This is a genomic window from Streptococcus sp. Marseille-Q0941, from assembly GCF_943736975.1.
Classification (GTDB): domain Bacteria; phylum Bacillota; class Bacilli; order Lactobacillales; family Streptococcaceae; genus Streptococcus.
Genome location: NZ_CALSFO010000008.1, coordinates 1 through 16,614 on the forward strand (window position 1 = coordinate 1; position 16,614 = coordinate 16,614).

Consider the following 16,614-nt stretch of genomic DNA (forward strand, 5'->3'; position numbering starts at 1 on the left):
CCTATTTCCATCAACCGCGATACACTCATAGTCCGTACGGGATTCGAACCCGTGTTACCGCCGTGAAAAGGCGGTGTCTTAACCCCTTGACCAACGGACCTCGAGCTTTTCAACTCTTTCTATTATACCTACTTTTTCTACCTTGTCAACTAGTTTGACTCTTTTTTCTGAAATTTTATTACTAGTTTTCATAAATTTGTATTTATATAGTAAAAAAGAGAGGAACATTTTTTATCCTCTCTTGTATCTTGTCTACTAAGATTTTAGTTTTCTTCAGCCATTTTCGATTTGACTTCATCATATGATAGAGCACGAGATTCTTCTTCTTCTTCTGATTCAGGCATCTTTCCTGTTTCATACAGAGATTTGATTTGTGTACTATCCAATGTTTCATATTTCAACAAGGCTTGTGCAATCAATTTATGCGTTTCACGGTTTGATTGAATGATCTCAGCCGCTTTATTACGTGCTTCATTCAATAAAGCTCGAACTTCTTCGTCAATTTCGTAAGCAGTACGCTCTGAAATTGTTTTTTGTGGAGATTGAGCACCAAACATAGCATGATTACCTTCATACTGAACTGGTCCAAGTTTTTCACTCATTCCATACTCAGTAACCATAGCACGCGCCATTTGTGTGGCTTGCTCGAAGTCGTTCGATGCACCTGTTGTTTGGACGTTGAAGATAATCTCTTCAGCAACACGTCCACCCATCAAACCTGCTAATTGTTCTTTCATATCTTCTTTAGATAGTAACATTTGATCTTCTTTTGGAAGAGCAATCATATAACCACCAGCACGACCACGAGGAACAATTGTTACCTTATGAACGACACGCGCATTGGACAAGACCAAACCAACAATTGTGTGTCCTGCCTCATGGTAAGCAACCATTTCACGTTCTTTTTGAGAAACAGTTTTATCTTTCTTAGAAGGCCCTGCAATTACGCGATCTTCTGCCTCATCAATATCAGAAGCATCAATGACTGACTTATTGCGACGGGCAGCAACTAAGGCTGCCTCGTTCAATACATTTTCCAAATCAGCTCCAACAAAACCTGGCGTTTGTTGTGCTACTAACTTCAAATCTACATCTTCTGCTAAAGGTTTATTTCTAGCGTGAACTTTTAGAATTGCTTCACGTCCCTTAACATCTGGACGACCAACCAATACTTTTCTATCAAAACGACCTGGACGAAGAAGGGCTGGATCTAATACGTCAGAACGGTTTGTTGCCGCAATAACGATAATTCCTTCGTTTCCTTCAAAACCATCCATTTCAATCAAGAGTTGGTTCAAGGTTTGTTCACGTTCGTCATTACCTCCACCTAAACCAACACCACGTTGGCGACCAACAGCATCGATTTCATCAATAAAGATAATGGCTGGTGCTGCTTTTTTAGCGTCCTCAAATAGAGAACGGACACGGCTTGCACCGACACCGACGAACATTTCTACAAAGTCAGAACCTGAAATACTAAAGAACGGCACGCCAGCTTCTCCCGCAACTGCTTTAGCAAGCAATGTTTTACCAGTTCCTGGAGGTCCTTCTAAGAGAACACCAGCTGGGATACGAGCACCTAATTTTGTAAAGCGTTTCGGATCTTTCAAGAATTCAACAACTTCAACAAGTTCTTGTTTTTCTTCCTCAGCTCCTGCTACATCTGAAAAGCGTACTTTGATATCTTCTTTATTAGCAGCCTTAGCTTTACTACGTCCAAAACTCATTGGATTACGTCCGCTATTTCCGCCCATATTTCCCATCATAGAAAACAGGAAGAAGAATAAAATGGCAAATGGTACTACTGAAACTAGGATGTTAATCCACATACCACTTGAGCTCTCATGCTTCACTTCAACTTGTGTTTGGTGTTCACTTGCCAGTTTCTGCAAGTCCGCTACAGTAGTATCCGATGGCAGAATAATACTTGTAAATTTCTCTACTTTTGTTACAGAAGGTGTGAAAAACTGAATACCTGTTTCTGGTTTTTCTGTTTTAGCAGTTTTATAAACACCAGATACTTCAATAACACTACCACTTGGCTGATAGGTTATTTCTTTTACATTGTCATTAGTGATTTCCTGCACCAATTCTGAGTACTTAATTTGTTGGCTATGACCAGCAGCTCTTCCAGCAAAAAAGTACTGAAATCCTGTTACTAACAAGAAAATCATCAACAAATAAAGAAATGGATTTTTTATAAAACCATTATTTTGTTTTTGCATTCAACAACTTACCCTTCTATTTTGAGTAAACTTCCTCTTTTAATACACCTACATAAGGAAGATTACGATAGTTTTCATTATAGTCTAAACCATAGCCTACAACGAATTCATTTGGAATTGTAAAACATGTATAATCTGCTTCGATTTCTACTGTACGTCCTTCTGGTTTATCCAGCATAGTAACAATCTTAACAGATGCTGCTTCTCTAGCAGTAAACATATCTCTCAAACTTTTTAAAGTCTGACCAGTATCAATAATATCTTCTACAAAGACAATGTGTCTACCTTTAACATCTTGAGTTACATCTTGTTTGATATTGATGACACCACTACTTACAGTTCCACCATGATAACTAGAAACCATCATAAAATCCATTTCAAGATGAGTGTCGATATATTTAACTAATTCTGCCATAAAAGGAATAGAACCTTTTAAAATTCCAACTAAAATCGGATTTTTTCCTTCGTAATCTTTCGTCAGTTGAGCACCTAACTTTTTAGCTGCTTCTGTAATTTCATCTTGTGAAATCATAATTTTCTTGATGTCTTGTTCTAACATGATTTTACCTATCTATTTTTTCTATATAAAGTACAGTGTTCATTATATCATTTTTCATTTTTATACTCAAATCACTGATTTCAATTCCTAAAATTGAACAAATTTCGCCGGATTGCTCAATAATAATCGCATTTTTTCGTTTTTCTGTAGGAATTTTTAAATCAATAAAAAGTCGTCTTACTTTTTTTCGGTAACCATTTTTTATCAAATAATCACCTGGCTTTCGATGTCGCAAAATCAATGATGTTTCACGGGAAACATTTATATGTTGAATATCTTCTCCTCTTAGAGGAATTCCAAATGAAAAGAGATAACCATCATAATAAACTTGATTTTGATAGTTTAACACACACTCACTACTTTTTTCATCAGACTTTGGTCTGATTTTACAAATTTGAAAGTGATTGTACTCTTTAACTAATTTGTAGCCATTTTTCAAACTATGGTGGTATTGACTTTTAGTCTTTAGAATATGATGAATTTCTCGAAATTGTTCTCTAGTTACATTTAAATCAGCAAAACGACTAAGATATTGTTGTAGTAAAACTCCTTGCGTTGCTTCACTAAAAGATAAAAACTGAGTTAAATCTTCTACATCAACTGCTTGAGATAATTCAGCCAGAGCAATTTGATAGTCAGAAACTTCTTTTCCAAACTCTAAAATTGCTTTTTTTACCTGAACATTTTCTTTTTCTAACTGTGGCAGATAGAGGTTGCGAATACGATTGCGAAGATAGTGATTTTCTTTATTCGTTGAATCTTCAAAATGCTCAATTTCAGGAAAATCCTTCTTATAAAAAGACAACAAAGGACGAATCAACTCTCCCTTATCAAACATTTGTCTTTCTTTAATAGCTGATAAATGGTGTAGTCTAACACCTCTAATCAATCGCATAAAGATTGTCTCAACTTGATCATCTGCATGATGAGCAGTTACAAGAGCTGTAGATGAAGTTTTCTCCATCACTTCTCTAAAAAATTCATAGCGAAATTGACGAGCATTCGCTTCTGAAAAATCTCCAGTAAAACAAGCTACATAAATTGGAATTCCAACTTGTTCAGCTAGTTTTCTTAATTCAATTTCTTCCTTATCTGACTCTGGTCGTTGTTTATGATTTACATGAGCTAAAAACAATTCAATACCAAGTTCTTTTTTATAGGTCAAAAGAAGTTGAAAAAGAAACATCGAATCCAATCCACCAGACAAGGCTAGCACAACTCTTGAATGTCCTTCAAAGTAACCTTTTTCTAGAAAATGATTTAAAAAATCTCGGTCTCTCATTTTAGGACCTCGTAGACATCCTTAGCAATTTTAGAAATGGTATCGTAATCAGAATTTTTGGTAAAGATTGAAATAACGAAAGGAGAATCTGTGTAGACTATTCCTACATCGTGTTTAAATTCATCTGCATCCCCAATTTTATGGGCTACCTTAGTAGAAATATTCTTAGCAATCCGCTGATTATCAAAAGATGTTTGTGAAAGGGATTCTAAAACAAAACCATTCTGATTATAAATAGATTCCATAACTTGACCAGCCATTTTAGCTGAAGCCAACTTATCTGTCACATCCCATTCCTCACCTGCGATAGTAGCCATTTCTTTTTTAAAGACTTCATCTGATTTATTCGTAATATAATAAGCAAGAATATTATGAGCTACATTGTCAGATTCTTTTGCAGTTTTTGTGATTAAATCTTTGATTGTGTATTCTTTATTGTCCGCTGTTTTAGGGAGACTTCCGCTTCCTTCCGGTTTATAAGAACCAGGAAAATCGTTAACTTCAGAAACATACTTTAGTTTCGTATCAAGTTGGTAATCACCTTGATTGATTTTTTCCTGAATATAATAAAGATAAGGTAATTTCATAACACTAGCAGCGTACATTTTTTGATTTTCATTAATGCCAGCTTCCTTACCTGTACTAAGTTGTTTAACATAAATAGAGAACTGTTCATTTTGATAATTCGCAGATAGAAACTCTTGTACTTTCTGAATACGATTATCATCATCGGAAATATAATTCGTCGAAATCCAACCTTTTTGCTTGATATGTAAGAATTCACGACCTTCAGCAAAAATAGACATATCTGCTTCAACTTCTTGATAAGACGCTAAAGTAGACTTTAATTCTTGTTGATCATAAGGACTATTATAAACGACAAATCCTGGTTCTAGCCATACTCGTTTTGAGAAATTATTGACGATGGAGCTATCGTATAAAAGTCGTTTATCAGCCATCACAAATTGATTATTAGACAATTTAAAGACAGGCTGTCCTTGTTTATTTAATCTCCATTCTGTAACGGTTAATGTTGTTTCTGCATTTACTTTACCTGATTCATTAATCAGGTCTTCTGTAGAATAAACAGGTGTCTCACCATAAAATTTTGGAGATTCTATAGTATCTTGATAATAAAAATGATACGGAGCGTGAGTTAAGGAATAAACTTCTTGTTTTGGAATAATAACTTGATTCTCAGTGCTTACTACTTGTACACTTTTTAGGAAAATAGGAAGTAGTAATATCACTAAAAATTTACGCATTCTTTTTCCCCTCTTCTTCTTGCAGTCGTAATAGATGATTTTTTTGAGCTAACTCATCTAATTTTTCATCTGATTGACTTAAAAATTGTTCAACAATCTCTAATAAATTTTCCATTTAACATTACCTAGGAAGCAAGTCCGGAATTGTATAAACTTCCTCCCATGTTTTTGAATAATAATATTTTGCACGGGAATATTTAGCAGCATAGGATTCGTCTTTTAACTTCGTTGCTAAACTAGCTTCTTTATCCTTTTCATCGCTCAATTCCTGATATTGTTTGTTCAAATCAGCTAGTTGCTGGCGACGTGTTAGTAATTGTTGATAACTTTGCGCTAAATTATAAGTTGGTAAGATAAATAACAACATAATCAAAATTAAAACCCAACCCATAAAACGATTCCGTTTTTGACGTTCTTCCATCATGTACTTACGACGTTGGTATTCATTTTGAATAAAAGAGTTATTCATTTGGACTATTTTTTTATACATCGTCTTCTACCCTTGTTTCACTGATGATTTCATACATTCCAGCTGCATCTTCTTTTTTTGTGCTATCTTTCATTTCTAGCACTCTCACAAGCAACAACTTATTTCCAAAGCGAATTTCAACCTGATCGTTGACTTTTAAATCTGTTGAACTCTTCGCAAGGATTCCATTTACCTTGATTCGCCCTTTATCTGCAACTTCCTTAGCCACTGTACGGCGTTTAATAATTCGTGATACTTTTAAATATTTATCTAATCTCATCTTATAATACCTCAAATTATTATTGTACCATTTTTATCCCTTTTATAGAAGAAAAAAGGTAACTCCTAATGTGACTCTTTTGATTCTTTTATGTTTGCTAATGTTTCTCCAAAGGTTAAAAGACCTTCTAAAATCTCATAATCTTTTTTATTTCGAATATCAAAAACAACTTCTATCAAACCTTGATTCTCAGAAATGTTAGCCTTCAAACTTGTCTGTGAGAGGGCTTGGAAATAATCTTGAGTTAAGAATAGTTGTTGAGATATCTTTTCAAATTGAATCACAAGCTTATTATCTCTTCTTTCAACACGATTGACAAAGACTTTATCAAGATAAGCTTTTGCTAATCCAATTTCTAAGAGGTAAGCAACTACATCTGGATACTCTCCAAATCGGTCTATCAACTCATCTTGTAATTCTTCGTAGTTGACACGGTTGTCAATTTGACGAATTCTCTTGTAAATTTCAATTTTATGCCGTTCATCTGAAATGTACTCATCAGGAAGATAGGCATCAATTTGTAGAAGTAACTCAGCATTTCCTTTTTCACGTTTCTTGTCAGTTCCATTTTTCTTAGCAATGGCTTCTTCCAGTAACTGAGAATACAGTTCAAAACCAACTGAATCGATAAAACCGGACTGGGAACTTCCTAAAAGATTACCCGCTCCACGGATAGACAAATCACGCATGGCAATTTTGAAACCTGAACCCAATTCAGTGAAACCTTTGATAGCTTCTAATCTTTTCTCAGAAACTTCTGTCAATGATTTATCTGGTCGATACATGAGATAAGCATAAGCAATACGATTACTACGACCAACCCGACCTCTTAATTGATACAAGGTAGATAGACCCATGTGATCTGCATTTTCGATAAACAAGGTATTGGCATTTGGAATATCCACACCTGTTTCAATGATTGTCGTGGTCACTAAAATATCATATTCACCTTCAATAAAATCAAGCAGTGTGTTCTCCAAACGAATTTCACTCATTTGACCATGAACAAAACCTATAGAAGCTTCAGGAATCAATTCTTGTAACTCTGAAACCTTCTTTTCAATCGTGTCAACTTTATTGTAAAGATAGTAAACCTGACCACCACGATCAATTTCTCTCAATACAGCATCACGAATGACACGATCATTCTGTTCAAGGACATAGGTTTGTACAGGGTATCGATTTGTTGGAGGAGTTTCGATGACAGATAAATCTCGGATACCTAACATAGACATATGAAGAGTTCGAGGAATCGGTGTAGCTGTCAAGGTTAAGACATCAACCTTCTTTTTTAATTCCTTGAGTGCTTCTTTATGCTTGACACCAAAACGCTGTTCCTCATCGATAATGATCAATCCTAAATCAGCAAATTCAACATCTTTAGATAAAACGCGATGAGTTCCTATCAAAATGTCTACTTGTCCTTTTTTCAATTTTTCAAGTGTCTCAGCCTGCTCTTTTTTACTTCTAAAACGACTCAAAACATCTACATTGACAGCAAATTGCTCAAATCTTTCTTTGAAATTACTATAATGTTGCTGAGCCAAAACTGTAGTAGGTACTAAAACAACAACCTGTTTATGATTATTGACAGCCTTAAAAGCAGCTCTCATTGCTACTTCTGTCTTACCAAAACCAACATCTCCAACTAAAAGTCGATCCATTGGTTGAGAACTTTGCATATCTTTCTTAATTTCTTCGATACTTCGAAGTTGATCTTCAGTTTCAACATAAGGGAAAGCCTCATCAAAAGCAACCTGATCTTCATCATCTTTTGAAAATGCATATCCTTTAAGTTGACTCCTCTCGGCATACAGTTTAATTAAGTCATCTGCAATATCTTCAACTTGATTTTTAACTTTTTGCTTGGCTTTTTTAAAACGTCCATCGTTTAATTTGTTTAACTTTGGAGCCTTACCATCACTAGAAACATACTTAGAAAGAGTCTGTATCTGCTCTACAGGGATAGAAATTCGATCTCCATTTTGGTATTGGACACTTACGTAGTCTCTATGAATTCCTTTTATTTCAATTGTTTCAATTCCTAAATATTGGCCAATACCATGAATTTGGTGAACAACATAATCTCCTTTTTGAAGCTCATTATAATCCTTTAATCGTTCAGCGTTGCTAATATTTTGTCTGCGATACTTGCGTTTAATCTTCTTTTTAAAAATTTCATATTCAGTGATGAATACAAGATTCTCATCTACAAAATGAAAACCATGACGAAGATTTCCTTCAACTAGATTGACAGTTCCTTTACAGATTTCACTTTGATTACTGTTATCAACTTTAATGCTATATTCATCAAGAATCGTTGACAGTTTTTTTAATTCTGTTTGGCTGCTTGATTGAAGAACAATCGTATACTTTAATTTTTTATAGCGTTCAATTTCTTCCTTCAGAAAAGAAAACTGATTGAAGAATTCTTGCATGGGATATTGATTGAATTGATAAAGATCATCAAATTTTAGATTTCCAAGACCTTTTTGAAAATTCGAAAAGAAACTCGCTGGTACATATTTTTTTAATTGACTTTCTACATCCGCAAAATATTGTAAATTTGACACAGCTTTACTGTTATGTAAATCTTCTGTCAAGTAACTAGCTGTTTCCTTATCAAAAACATCATACTGATTGATAATTTTTTGAAAATCATCAAAGATAATAGGAATTTGATTCAAATAGTCAATCAATGTCCATTGTTTTTTATAAAAAATAGATAAAAACTTGCGAATATCTGCATGAAGAACTTGCTCTTTCGTGCAACTAAAAACTTCTTCTAAGTAAGACTTTAAAGTTGGAGAAATAGCTTTATCAATCTCATGTTCTAAGAATTTTTGACCACGATGATAATCTTCAGCAGTTAGCAAAATATCACTAGCTGGATAAATCAAGACTTGAGATTGACTATCTTTTGATAATTGCGTTTCAGCATCGAATTCTCTAATCCCATCAATCTCATCACCAAAAAATTCTATTCGATAAGGAGATATTTGAGAAGTTTCAAAGATATCCAGAATATCTCCACGAAGACTAAACTCACCTTGACTTTGAACTTGTGTAACTTTTTTATAACCAAGAGAAATCAATTGAGTTTTTAGTTCACTTTGTTCACATTCTTGGCCAATTTCAAGATTTAAAATACTATTATCAAAAATTTGAGGATCTGGTAAAAATAAGCGGCTAGCTGCTAGGTTACAAACTAAAATCCCTTTTTGAGACCTATCTCTTAAAAAACGCAAAGCTTCAACCCGAGAAAAAATCTTTTCCTGAGATGATACCAAAAATTCGACCATTGGTGAATCATCTACTAGAAATGGATAAACCAGATCTGAACCTAGTATGGAGATTAAATCATTGACCAAACGCTCAGCCTCTCCATATGTAGAAGTCATCACTAAAATCTTATCCTGACTCTTTAGACTACTAGCAATAGCTAAGGATTTTGCTGATCCAGAAAGACCAAGTAGTAATTGTCTTTGTTTGAGAGATAAATGCTCATTCCATGATTGTATCTGTTTATTCTCTAAAAAGAAATCGATTAATGACATTTCCTTACCCATTATATTTCTGCACTGTTTTTTCAAAGTTTTTCTCTTGTAAATAATAATTTACAGCGTCGTCAACTTTGTCAATTGACTGTAAAATACCAATATAATCTTCTTGATCAAACTTACTCAAGACATGATGAACCACTGACATTCCTTTTTTAGGTCTTCCAATGCCAATCTTTACACGATTGAAAACCTGTGTACCGATATGTTGAATAATTGACTTGATTCCATTATGGCCACCAGCTGAGCCCTTAGCTCGGAGACGAATTTTTCCAACTTCCATGTCAAGATCATCGTAAATAATCAGTAAATCTTCAATATCTAAACCATAGTAGGTTAATAAAGCATGAACTGCTTTTCCACTTTCATTCATAAAAGTAGTTGGTTTCACCAGATAAATTTTTTCACCATTAAGGAAAAATGAAGCTAACTCCGCTTGGAATATCTTATCGTGTGTAAAGGTGACGTTCTGTTTTTTTGCTAGTTGATCAATCAGCATAAAGCCAACATTATGTTTGGTTTCAAAATATTTATCTCCTGGATTTCCCAATCCCACAAGTAGTTTTGTCATTTATTTTTCCTTTCAAAAGCCAAAAGGGTTGGAATTTTTTTCCAACCTAATTGACACTATTTAAAATGTTCATTAAACGTTAAAGCGGAATTCCATGATGTCGCCATCTTGAACGACATATTCTTTTCCTTCTTCACGCAAGCGTCCAGCTTCTTTTACAGCCTTTTCAGATCCATATTTCACCAAATCGTCATAAGACATGGTCACTGCACGAATAAAGCCTTTTTCGAAGTCAGAGTGAATAATACCAGCTGCTTGAGGAGCTTTCATACCTCGTTTAAAGGTCCAAGCACGAACTTCTTTTTCACCAGCTGTAAAGTAAGTTCCAAGTCCTAATAGATGGTAAGCAGCTCGAGTCAACTTATCCACACCAGATTCTGTCAAACCAATGGCTTCAAGAAACTCTTTTTTATCTTCATCGTCTAACTCAGAAATTTCTTCTTCAGCACGCGCAGAAATGACCACTACCTCTGCATTTTCTGTTGATGCGAATTCACGGATTTGCTTCACATATTCAATAGATTCTGGATCTCCAACGACATCCTCATCCACATTTGCTACATAAAGAACTGGTTTAGTGGTCAAGAGGAAGAGTCCTTTAACTACTTTTTGTTCTTCATCTGTGAATTCAATGGTACGAGCTGATTTTCCATCTTCAAGAACTGGTTTAATCTTTTGAAGAACGTTAAATTCTGCAACGGATTCCTTATCTTTTTGCGTACGTGCCATCTTTTCCACACGCGCATAGCGTTTATTAACAGATTCTAAGTCTGCAAGAATCAACTCTAGGTTAATAGTGTCAATATCTGCTAGTGGATCGACAAAGGCATCTTCACGACCTTGCTCACGCATAACATTCTCATCATCAAAAGCACGAACCACGTGAACAATGGCATCAACTTCACGGATATTGGCCAAGAATTTGTTTCCAAGCCCTTCACCTTTAGAAGCCCCTTTGACAATCCCTGCAATATCTGTAAATTCAAAGGTTGTTGGGACTGTTTTCTTAGGAGTAATCATTTCCGTCAATTTTTGGAGGCGTTCATCTGGAACTTCTACCATTCCAACGTTTGGATCAATGGTCGCAAAGGGATAGTTTGCAGCCTCTGCTCCTGCTTTTGTAATTGCATTAAATAGGGTTGATTTACCAACGTTTGGCAAACCCACGATACCTGCTGTTAAAGCCATAGTTTCTCATTCTCCGTTCACATTTCAATCTTCCATATTATAACACAAAAAGGGAAAACTTGCTAACCCTCTAACTTCTTGCCTTTAGTCGATGATTTTACTCATTTTTCTTTCAAAATCATAACGACTCATCATGACAACATGGTCACAATTGCTGCATTTTATCTTGATATCTGCACCTAAACGTGTGATTTCCCAACGATTGGCTTTTTTTCCTGTTGACTTGATTGTGCAAGCATGTGGTTTTTTCATCTCAACAAAATTTCCAACTTGATACATACTACTCTCCTTTTCATATTTCTGATTATATCATAAAAGAGGTGAGCTAGGCTCAACCTCTTTCCATTAATTTGTACGAACTGGTGTAATTAGCTGCATAAAATCTTCATCTGTATCAGCTGGTACTAAAGTAAAAGGACGAACTGCTGAGATGAAGCTGATTGTTACCTTTTCACTATTCAAGGCTTTCAGTGCTTCAATCAAGTAAGTTGGGTTAAAGCTAATCGTTAAATCTTCACCAGATACAGCAACTGTATCGATTTCCTCATCTACTTTACCAACTTCTGGAGAATTTACATGTGCTGTAACTACTCCTTGTTTGATTTCTAATTTTACAGTTCCATTTTGAGTAGCACTTGATAAAAGACGAGCACGTTCCATAGATTGACGTAAATTAACAACATCAAAAGTCACTGTCGTATTAAAGTCAGTTGGAATTAAGCGATCTGTATCAGGATAATTACCTTCTAAGAGGCGTGTATAGAAGCTAATATTTTCGCTTCTAAAGAGAATTTGATTATTTGCAAAGAAAATCTCTACTGTTTCAATATCGTCCGTAAAAACAGCTGAAAATTCGCGTAGAGAGCGACTTGGGATGACAACATCAAAATTATCACTATTTTTCTCAAGAGTTAATTTTTTCTGGCTCAGACGATGTGAGTCTGTTGCAACTGTTTTTAATTCTTGATGATTACTCAAAACAAAGTGAACACCAGTCAAAATAGGACGACTTTCTTGTACACTAGCTGCAAAGGCAGTTTCGTTGATAATCTTCTTAAGAAGTTTTGTTTCAAGAACTAAAGGATTACTTGCAGCGATTTCCTGGATACGTGGATATTGTTCACTGTCTTTACCTTTAAGGGTAATTTCTGACTTTCCACTTGTTAATACAATCTGATGTTGCTCAATCTCTTTGAAATCAAGAGTTACATCTGGAAGACTTGATACTACATTGATAAAGAATGAAGCTTCTAGAAGGATAGAACCTAAAGAGTTAATCAAAAGACCTGCATTCTCATCTTTTTGAGAAATGAAGTTTTCAATTGAAATTTGACCATTAGATCCAATTAATGTTATTCCTTCGTTTGTCACATCGATTTTGATTGTTGATAAAACAGGAATAGCATTTTTAGAACTAATAGCACGTTTTGTAATATTTAATGATTGCAGGAATAGATTTTTGTTAATTGAAAAATGAATCATGGAATCTCCTTTATTTATTTTTATTATTAGAAGGTTAATAGTAATAGTAGTCTGTGTGAAATTTGTGGAAAACCTAGTTTAGTATAGAAAATTCAAGAAGTTACACTTGTTTAAAAGATGTGTATAAATTAGTAAAAATATTAACACTTATCCACAAGCTATTTGATTTTCTTTTTGATAGTTTCGATTTCTATACGTAATTTATCATCAGTTTCAATCATCGATTTGATTTTTGCATGAGCATGAATGACGGTCGTATGATCTTTACCACCAAATTCTTTTCCGATTTTTGGAAGGCTGTTATCTGTCAGCTCTCTAGCTAGATACATAGCAACTTGACGAGCTAGAACAATATTCTGAACACGTCTAGTTCCCTTCATCTCCTTAACGCTGACATCATAAAATTTTCCGACTTCCTCTTGGATTTTTTCAATTGGAATGACGATCATGGTGCTGACACTTTGTTTTCGAGCACGTATAGCCTCAGATGCAATATCCACAGTTATCGTGTTGATTTGTTTGACTTTAGCCATGAGACTAATATCTTTGAGCGCACCTTCCAGTTCACGTACATTTGAATCAAACTGGCCAGCCAAATATTCGATTGTATCAGGTTGAAAATGATAATCAAGATCCTCTGTTTTACTGTTTAAGATAGCGATACGAGTTTCAAAATCTGGTGGTGTTATATCTGTAGTCAGACCCCATGAGAAGCGCGTAACAAGACGCTCAGGTAGATTTTCTAGTTGTTCTGGTCTGCGGTCACTCGTTAAAACAATTTGTTTATTATTACTGTGAAGTTTGTTAAATGTATTAAAAAATTCATCCTGAGTTTGTACTTTATTTCCACTAAGAGATTGAATATCATCAATAAGAAGTAGATCTAGACTTCGATAGGTTTTTTTAAAATTATCCATATCATTAAGCCTTAAGTGATCTAAAAATTCATTAATAAAGCTTTCAGCAGGAATGTATTTAACACGCGCATTAGGATTTTTTTTGAGAATTTCATTTCCCAGAGCATTGAGCAAGTGAGTTTTTCCTAAACCAGGTCCTCCATATATAAACAGAGGATTATAAGTTAGTCCAGGATCTTCCGAGACAGCTAAAGCAGCAGACTTGGCCCAAATATTTCCATCACCTTGGATAAAATTATCAAAAGTATAAATATCTCTTAATCCTGTTTCAGAATAAGGAATAGATTTTTCAATTTGTTCCTGTTGATGATTAGTACTTTCAACATTGCTTACTATATCGGAGGTATTAGAATTTTCCTTAGTCAATACATATTGAGCTTTTATTTCAGTATCGTAGATTTGGAAACCGACAGCTACAATTATATCATTGAGTTTTGTACTCCAAACCATTTCCATTTCAGATCTTGGTAAAAATATAGTAGCTACATTTCCCTCGACCTTTATTAATTCAGCAGGTGTTGCGTAGAAATCAAACATTGATCGTGTTAATCTCTCTTTAGCTAATTCTAAAATCTGATTCCAAAATTGTTTTTCTTTCAACAACAAACTCCTCCTTTTCTAAATGGTATAATCTTAAACACTATTTTATCATATAGCAAGCATTTTTTCCACAACTTGTGAAAAACAATCCACAATGTTTGAAAGATTTATCCACAACTTGTGGATAAAAGGTATAAATTTTGATTTTACTGCTTTTTCCTTTACTAATTCAGTGGATAAGGCTGTGATTTGAGAAAAATAAAATAACAGCCTTATTTCAGACTGTTAATAAAACGTTGGTACTCTTCTTGATTATGAAAAGAAATGGTTATTTTTCCAGCTTCCTTCTTTTGGAGGCGAATTTGGACATCTAACCCCAGTAATTTTTTTAAATTTTCTTCTTCTTCTTTGATAAAGTGATCTTTTTCTTTACTTTTTCTCTTATTTTTTTCTTCTTTAAGTAGGTGTTCTACCTGTCGAACTGATAAATCCTCTGTCTGAATGCGATAGAGTAATTTTTTTTGTTCATCAGTAGATAGTTGAATCAGGAGTCTAGCATGTGCTTGAGACAATTTTCCAGCTTCTACTTCGGTTAAAATAAAATCAGGGAGCGTTAGCAAGCGGACAAGATTGGTAATATATGGACGTGATTTCCCCATTTTTTCAGCAATTTCAGCATGAGTGAAACCTTTATCAATCAAAGATTGATAGGATTTAGCTTCCTCAACAGGATTTAAATCTTCTCGTTGCAGATTTTCAATGATTGAATGAAGCATCATATCTTGATCAGATAAATTTTTGATGATTACAGGAACTTCTGAGAGTCCAGCTAGAATGGATGCACGATAACGTCTTTCTCCAGCTAGGATTTCGTATCCAATAACTGGAGATTGACGGACGATAATGGGTTGAATTAATCCATTTTCTTTAATAGACTGAGCCAGTTCTTCTATTTTTTCTTTTGAGAATTCTTTACGAGGTTGATAGGGATTTTTTTGAATATCTTTTATATGAATTAGTTTTAATTCTTCCATATTTCTACAGTATCACATCTTTGATATTCTGTAAAGTAGGTTTACAGATATGTAAACTATTGATTTAAATCATTTGTACTCTTATCTAATTTGATTGTTGTTGTTTCTTCTTTACCATTACGATAGTAAGTTATTGTCATTTCATCTCCAACAGAGTGACTGTAAAGCGCATTTTGCAATTCAGTAGTAGATGCAATTGGGTTACCATCTACTTTTGTGATGACATCATATTTTTCTAAGTGTCCATTTGCTGGCATATTAGGTTGAACAGAACGAACAGCTACTCCAGAAGTAATATTATCAGGAAGTTTTAATTTTTGAAGATCAGTTGTGCTAAGATTTGATAAGTTAACCATTTGGATCCCCAAAGCTGGTCGAGTTACTTTTCCATTTTTCTCCAACTGTTCTATGATTTTAATAGCATCATTTGAAGGGATAGCAAATCCTAGACCTTCTACAGAAGTTCCACCATTGGTAGCAATTTTACTTGATGTAATACCAATGACTTGTCCCTGAATATTGATTAAAGGACCACCTGAGTTACCAGGGTTGATAGCTGTATCTGTTTGAATAGCCTTAGTAGAGATAGCTTGGCCATCTTCAGATTTTAAAGAAACAGTTCTATTTAAACTAGATACAATTCCTTGAGTAACTGTGTTTGCGTACTCTGAACCTAAAGGACTACCAATTGCGATGGCTGTTTCTCCAACAGTCAATTGACTTGAGTCTCCAAATTCAGCTACTGCAGAAACCTTTTCTGAAGAGATTTTAACAACGGCTATATCAGAATAAGTATCAGTTCCTACAATTTCTCCTGGTACTTTTGTTCCGTCAGCCAAACGAATATCAACTTTCTTAGCTCCATTAATAACGTGAGTGTTAGTTACGATATAGGCGTACTCCCCATCTTTTTTATAGATAACACCAGATCCTTGGCTGGAAACTTGTTCAGTATTTGTGTCTGTATCAGATTCACCGTATCCAAACAGACCATTTTGAGAATTTGCTGAATAGGTGATAATCGACACTACAGCATCTTTAACTTTATCCACTGCTTTAGTAGTTGAGTTCTCATTTTTAACTGCAGTTTGAGTGATTGTTGTACTATTCTGTGTATTAGTTTTCTGTTTTTGGTTTAGCTGAAGAATAGTCAAACTACCCAATACACCACTAAAAAAGCTGATGAGAATAATTAGTAAAAGTTTTCCGATTTTTTTTGAAATATTTTGTATTTTTTTCATA

Annotated in this window: 15 protein-coding genes and 1 tRNA gene; all 16 read right to left on the bottom strand. The window is 34.4% G+C overall.

Going from position 1 to position 16,614, the window contains the following annotated elements; translation table 11 throughout:
- Positions 1-28 precede the first annotated feature (28 nt).
- The 16 genes from NGI26_RS08185 to htrA all read right to left on the bottom strand — a co-directional run bounded on the left by NGI26_RS08185 (position 29) and on the right by htrA (position 16,613).
- A tRNA-Glu gene (locus tag NGI26_RS08185) sits at positions 29-100 on the bottom strand.
- Between the two features lie 163 nt (positions 101-263).
- Positions 264-2,225, bottom strand: a complete 1,962-nt coding sequence (gene ftsH / locus NGI26_RS08190; protein WP_251938620.1) for an ATP-dependent zinc metalloprotease FtsH — start codon at positions 2,223-2,225, stop codon at positions 264-266.
- Between the two features lie 16 nt (positions 2,226-2,241).
- Positions 2,242-2,784, bottom strand: coding sequence for a hypoxanthine phosphoribosyltransferase (hpt, locus tag NGI26_RS08195; protein WP_004250918.1), 543 nt, complete (start codon positions 2,782-2,784; stop codon positions 2,242-2,244).
- A 4-nt stretch (positions 2,785-2,788) separates the two neighbouring features.
- A complete protein-coding gene (gene tilS, locus NGI26_RS08200; protein ID WP_251938623.1) occupies positions 2,789-4,066 on the bottom strand; it encodes a tRNA lysidine(34) synthetase TilS in 1,278 nt (425 codons plus the stop codon).
- Positions 4,063-5,331: a serine hydrolase gene (locus NGI26_RS08205; protein WP_251938625.1), complete on the bottom strand. Its 1,269-nt coding sequence runs from the start codon at positions 5,329-5,331 to the stop codon at positions 4,063-4,065. Before NGI26_RS08205 ends, tilS begins: the two co-directional genes overlap by 4 nt.
- Positions 5,324-5,446, bottom strand: a complete 123-nt coding sequence (locus tag NGI26_RS08210) for an SP_0009 family protein (protein ID WP_251938627.1) — start codon at positions 5,444-5,446, stop codon at positions 5,324-5,326. The genes NGI26_RS08205 and NGI26_RS08210 overlap by 8 nt, the downstream gene beginning before the upstream one ends.
- Positions 5,447-5,452: 6 nt before the next feature.
- The gene (locus NGI26_RS08215) at positions 5,453-5,821 is read right to left on the bottom strand and encodes a septum formation initiator family protein (protein WP_251938629.1); all 369 of its coding nucleotides are present in this window, start codon (positions 5,819-5,821) and stop codon (positions 5,453-5,455) included.
- Positions 5,814-6,080 carry an RNA-binding S4 domain-containing protein gene (locus tag NGI26_RS08220; RefSeq protein ID WP_251938631.1) on the bottom strand — a complete coding sequence of 89 codons (267 nt, stop codon included), beginning with the start codon at positions 6,078-6,080 and terminating at the stop codon, positions 5,814-5,816. The genes NGI26_RS08215 and NGI26_RS08220 overlap by 8 nt, the downstream gene beginning before the upstream one ends.
- A gap of 65 nt (positions 6,081-6,145) precedes the next feature.
- The gene (gene mfd / locus NGI26_RS08225) at positions 6,146-9,649 is read right to left on the bottom strand and encodes a transcription-repair coupling factor (protein WP_251938633.1); all 3,504 of its coding nucleotides are present in this window, start codon (positions 9,647-9,649) and stop codon (positions 6,146-6,148) included.
- Entirely contained in the window at positions 9,642-10,211 is a 570-nt protein-coding gene (gene pth, locus NGI26_RS08230; RefSeq protein ID WP_251938636.1) for an aminoacyl-tRNA hydrolase, read from the bottom strand. Before pth ends, mfd begins: the two co-directional genes overlap by 8 nt.
- Before the next feature lie 72 nt (positions 10,212-10,283).
- A complete protein-coding gene (gene ychF / locus NGI26_RS08235; RefSeq protein WP_251938637.1) occupies positions 10,284-11,399 on the bottom strand; it encodes a redox-regulated ATPase YchF in 1,116 nt (371 codons plus the stop codon).
- A gap of 84 nt (positions 11,400-11,483) precedes the next feature.
- Positions 11,484-11,678: a DUF951 domain-containing protein gene (locus NGI26_RS08240; protein ID WP_004250933.1), complete on the bottom strand. Its 195-nt coding sequence runs from the start codon at positions 11,676-11,678 to the stop codon at positions 11,484-11,486.
- A gap of 66 nt (positions 11,679-11,744) precedes the next feature.
- Positions 11,745-12,881 (bottom strand): DNA polymerase III subunit beta, encoded by a 1,137-nt coding sequence (dnaN, locus tag NGI26_RS08245; protein ID WP_251938639.1) that lies wholly within the window; start codon positions 12,879-12,881, stop codon positions 11,745-11,747.
- Between the two features lie 158 nt (positions 12,882-13,039).
- Positions 13,040-14,398 carry a chromosomal replication initiator protein DnaA gene (gene dnaA / locus NGI26_RS08250; protein ID WP_251938642.1) on the bottom strand — a complete coding sequence of 453 codons (1,359 nt, stop codon included), beginning with the start codon at positions 14,396-14,398 and terminating at the stop codon, positions 13,040-13,042.
- 212 nt (positions 14,399-14,610) lie between these two features.
- Positions 14,611-15,372: a ParB/RepB/Spo0J family partition protein gene (locus NGI26_RS08255; RefSeq protein ID WP_251938643.1), complete on the bottom strand. Its 762-nt coding sequence runs from the start codon at positions 15,370-15,372 to the stop codon at positions 14,611-14,613.
- Positions 15,373-15,428: 56 nt separating this feature from the next.
- A complete protein-coding gene (gene htrA / locus NGI26_RS08260; RefSeq protein WP_251938645.1) occupies positions 15,429-16,613 on the bottom strand; it encodes a serine protease HtrA in 1,185 nt (394 codons plus the stop codon).
- Position 16,614: the final 1 nt, after the last annotated feature.

Bases quoted from the DNA above. Each gene is read 5' to 3' on its own strand.
- tilS (WP_251938623.1), bottom strand. From the start codon at position 4,066: ATGAGAGACCGAGATTTTTTAAATCATTTTCTAGAAAAAGGTTACTTT.
- NGI26_RS08215 (WP_251938629.1), bottom strand. From the start codon at position 5,821: ATGTATAAAAAAATAGTCCAAATGAATAACTCTTTTATTCAAAATGAA.
- dnaN (WP_251938639.1), bottom strand. From the start codon at position 12,881: ATGATTCATTTTTCAATTAACAAAAATCTATTCCTGCAATCATTAAAT.
- pth (WP_251938636.1), bottom strand. From the start codon at position 10,211: ATGACAAAACTACTTGTGGGATTGGGAAATCCAGGAGATAAATATTTT.
- NGI26_RS08205 (WP_251938625.1), bottom strand. From the start codon at position 5,331: ATGCGTAAATTTTTAGTGATATTACTACTTCCTATTTTCCTAAAAAGT.
- NGI26_RS08255 (WP_251938643.1), bottom strand. From the start codon at position 15,372: ATGGAAGAATTAAAACTAATTCATATAAAAGATATTCAAAAAAATCCC.
- ftsH (WP_251938620.1), bottom strand. From the start codon at position 2,225: ATGCAAAAACAAAATAATGGTTTTATAAAAAATCCATTTCTTTATTTG.
- mfd (WP_251938633.1), bottom strand. From the start codon at position 9,649: ATGGGTAAGGAAATGTCATTAATCGATTTCTTTTTAGAGAATAAACAG.
- NGI26_RS08220 (WP_251938631.1), bottom strand. From the start codon at position 6,080: ATGAGATTAGATAAATATTTAAAAGTATCACGAATTATTAAACGCCGT.
- hpt (WP_004250918.1), bottom strand. From the start codon at position 2,784: ATGTTAGAACAAGACATCAAGAAAATTATGATTTCACAAGATGAAATT.
- ychF (WP_251938637.1), bottom strand. From the start codon at position 11,399: ATGGCTTTAACAGCAGGTATCGTGGGTTTGCCAAACGTTGGTAAATCA.
- htrA (WP_251938645.1), bottom strand. From the start codon at position 16,613: ATGAAAAAAATACAAAATATTTCAAAAAAAATCGGAAAACTTTTACTA.
- NGI26_RS08210 (WP_251938627.1), bottom strand. From the start codon at position 5,446: ATGGAAAATTTATTAGAGATTGTTGAACAATTTTTAAGTCAATCAGAT.
- NGI26_RS08240 (WP_004250933.1), bottom strand. From the start codon at position 11,678: ATGTATCAAGTTGGAAATTTTGTTGAGATGAAAAAACCACATGCTTGC.